At 57.5% G+C, this 3,679-nt stretch carries 2 protein-coding genes; both read right to left on the bottom strand.

Features of this window, described 5'->3' with window-relative positions:
• Positions 1 to 196: 196 nt before the first annotated feature.
• The gene (locus ACRQEG_RS09425) at positions 197 to 1,387 is read right to left on the bottom strand and encodes a cobalamin-independent methionine synthase II family protein (RefSeq protein ID WP_320757245.1); all 1,191 of its coding nucleotides are present in this window, start codon (positions 1,385 to 1,387) and stop codon (positions 197 to 199) included.
• 1,221 nt (positions 1,388 to 2,608) lie between these two features.
• On the bottom strand, positions 2,609 to 3,394 hold the full coding sequence (locus ACRQEG_RS09420) for a hypothetical protein (RefSeq protein ID WP_435733869.1): 786 nt from the start codon (positions 3,392 to 3,394) through the stop codon (positions 2,609 to 2,611).
• Positions 3,395 to 3,679: the final 285 nt, after the last annotated feature.

Below are 3,679 nucleotides of genomic sequence, written 5' to 3'. Positions count from 1 at the left end.
CGGTCTAAACATCCGTAAAGGCCAGATCGGGAGCTAACGACACGCCGTCATTAGACCCACTTTTTGTCTATTAACCCACCAGAAGGGGACCTGAATAGCTGAGCTGTTCAGGTCCCCTTCGGTGTTCCACATAGAGCGACATACCGCTCCGGTACTTCAAGACGCGGGTGTGTTCAGGCCCGCTGCCTTGGAGACTTTACTTCGAGGCGAGGCGGGCGCCTTCCACGAGCGTTTCGAGCTTCGCCCAGGCAATGGACGGGTAAATACGCCCACCCAGTCCGCAATCGGTCGAGGCGATAACGCGCTCGGGACCCACCAGCGAGGTGAAATGCTCGATACGCTGCGCCACCAGTTCGGGGTGCTCCACCACGTTCGTCGAGTGGGAGACGACGCCCGGGATGAGAACCTTATCATCCGGCAGAGCGATATCTTCCCAAATCTTCCATTCGTGGGCGTGGCGCGCATTACCCGCTTCAAAGGTCAGGCCGTGGGCCTTCACCTTCAAACACAGGTCCACGATGTCCCGGAAGGGAATATCGGTGGTGTGGGGGCCGTGCCAGGAACCCCAGCACACGTGCAGACGCACGAGTTCCGGGTCGATACCTTCCAGCGCGTAGTTGATCGCTTCAATGCGGCGAGCCACCCAGGTGCGATAATCCGCAACGGTCGGTTCCGGATTGACCTGGTCCCAGCCTTCAGCCAGCGAGGGATCATCGATCTGGACGGTCAGGCCGGCATCGGTGATGATCTTGTATTCCTCGTGGAGGGCATCGGCCATCGCGGTGAGGACTTCATCTTCCGACTTGTAATGCGTATTGGAAATACGCGCTGCGGAGCCGGGAGACAGCGCCGCGATAAACCCGGAGGATGCATCAAGCCCATTGGCCTTGAGTGCCTTGAGGGTAAGATCGACGTCGCGCTGGGTTTGTTCGGCACCGATGTAGGTCACGGGGCCGGTGATGGTGGGCATGGCCACTTCCTGGCGCTTGGCCTGGTGAATTCCCGATTCCGGATCCGTGTAGGCATCCTTGAAGCGCTGCCAATCACGGCGCTGATCGAAGGGGACGAGCTCAACCGCTCCCCCACCCGCGGTGGCAGCCGCGTGGAATTCGTTATCAGTAAATTCCAGCCCGCCCAGGCGCGAGAAGGAGTACCACCACCAGGAACCGTAATTGGTTACTTCGGTCATGACGTGGCCGTATTCGCCGTCGTTAATAATATCGAGGCCGATGTCCTTCTGCCGCGCAACAACGCCGGCAACTTCCGCGTCGAGCTTTTCTTTGAATTCAGCGTCGCTAATTTGGCCGTTCTGGTGTGCTTCGTTGGTCGCGCGCAGCGAATCGGTGCGCGGAAGGGAGCCGACATGAGTGGTCTTGATCTTCGTCATTATAAAGTCCTTTGTACTGGGTGTGGTGATGGAGATCGGTCCGTCTCAGCGTATCCCATCAACGATACGACGCCGCAGCGGCGGGTGCTCAGTGAGACGTAACGGACCGGGGCGAGATGTCCTCGCGCGCGGAATCGCCCGAAGGCCAAGTGGAATCCGCGCTAGCCCAGCATTCGCATTCGGGCGGCGGGCATCGTCATGGCAGAGCGAGGATCAGTGAGAACCATGGTGCATCCTTTCCGTCCGAATCGGGGCGCCGGGGCCGTACCGCCGGCGTTGTTATCAGGTGATACCCGTTGTGGGCACCTACCTCCAGTAGCCTAGAGGGAATTATTAAGCCACGTCAAACTGTTGACCACTATATGAGACGAGGGTTATAGGTTGGGCTATAAGGCCAGGTGCGTGGGTAGTTAAATGGATAAATAGACAAAAGTGGGTTTTACATCCGGGATTTGCCCTGTTGCAGCAGCGATAAGTCTGCCTATGAGGCTTGAGTACCTCAACGAGCCTGCTTCCTTGATATCCGTGGCATGACATGTTTTGACGGAAAACCCGTTCCCTCCGGGCTCCCACGCGTAACAGCCACGGGCTGGGCAGAGGTGTCAAACCGCGCATTTTGAACCGTTAGGGACGCAGAATGTACGTCACGGACATAAAACCGCAGAAAAACTGTCACCCACGTACATCCTGTTAACCGGCCCTGGCGTCATCACCCGCTCAACATAGACAAGCGTAGACGATGTGAGCCATGATGCCGATAAATAGCAATGCATCGACAGTAGAGCTCACAGGATGCACCCTCACGACAGCGAGCCCCACAGGATGCAGCTCCACGACATCAAAACAATTTCTTAACGTAGTTGCCGTTGCACTTCGATTTCCAGAAGCCGCGACAACCGGCCCGCGCGAATCTCACAGGCCTCACAAACCCCAATAGTCACACGAGCCCCTGCTGGGGTGCTATGCATTTTCAGAGCTGTACTGCACTTGTCGTACACGCGAAGTACATCCCGGAAAAACATATCTTCCTCACCGGCACGGCGAGGTGAGATAAGTCGGCAGCCCCTTTTGTCTATTAACCCATATACCCGCAAGAGGGATACAGAATGGGCCCGGGTAAAAACCCGGACCCATTCCGCGTGAAACGATGAAACAGTTGAGGATAATTAGCCTAGTGGCAACCAGCCTCGGAACTGTTGTTAGTGCCAGAGGCAGGTTCGCTTAGGCAAACTTGCGGTAGGCCACGAAAGCACCGCCGGCCAGGAGGAGCAGAGCAGCTCCACCGGCAGCCGCACCGGCATCAACACCGGAGTTGGCCAGCTTCTTGGCGTCGGCCTTCTTGACTTCCTTCTTGGGGTCAGCCTTCTTCTCAGCCTTGGGATCAGCCTTCTTCTCGGCATCCTTCTTGGGCTCAGCCTTCGGATCGACCTTCTTGTCGCCGTCCTTCTTCGGGTCAACCTTGGGGGTCTGACCCTTCAGAGCGTCAAGAGCCTTCTGGGCGGCATCCAGTTCGGCAACGGCCTTGTCGTAGGCACCCTGAAGCGCCTCAACACCCGGGAACGCATCAAGGGCTTCTTCAGCGTAGCTGAGGGTACCCTTCTGAATGTCGATGTAACCCTGGATGTCAGCGATATCCGTCTTGATATCTTCCACCGCGCGGAGACCGGCAACGCCAGCCTGTGCGGTGTTCATAGCCGTCTTAGCATCGGCCATAGCCTTCTGGAGAACCTCATCGTTCGGGTTGGCTTCGAAAGCCACGCGAGCCTTGTTGTAATTCTCCTGGGCGGTAGCCAAAGCCGCGTAGGCAGCCTCAGCCTTCTTAAGTTCCTTGGGAAGTTCAGCCTTAGCGACCTCAAGTTCGGTCAGCTTGGCCTTCGCGTTCGAGACGGCGATCTCGAGCTTCTCAAGCTTTTCGGAAGCGGCCTTCAGCTCAGCTTCCGCGGCAGTAACCTTCGCCTTGGCGTCGGCCACAGCCTTTTCAGCCGCCGTGGTATCGGCAGCGGTCACCTGGGGTGCATCAGGCGCGGCAGGAGCAGCGTAAGCTACACCCCCCCCCCGCGGCGAGCATCACACCAAAGGTAGCGCCAGCCACAATCTTCTTCAACTGCATGTCTACTCCTATAAACGTATGTCCATGGCATGCCTACCTCAGAAGAGCCCTTTTACCGACCGATCCCATTCGCCAGCCGTGCACTCCACTGAGCACCTGCCACAACGGCCTATAGGACACTTGGTGTTGGTTTTATCCGGACTTTTCGGCTTGCTAGCGGGCTAAAGTCGGGTTCAAACTCG

The sequence above is a fragment of the Actinotignum stranguriae genome, from assembly GCF_051265215.1.
Lineage (GTDB): Bacteria > Actinomycetota > Actinomycetes > Actinomycetales > Actinomycetaceae > Actinotignum > Actinotignum schaalii_C.
This window is presented reverse-complemented; position numbering and strand designations above follow the sequence as displayed.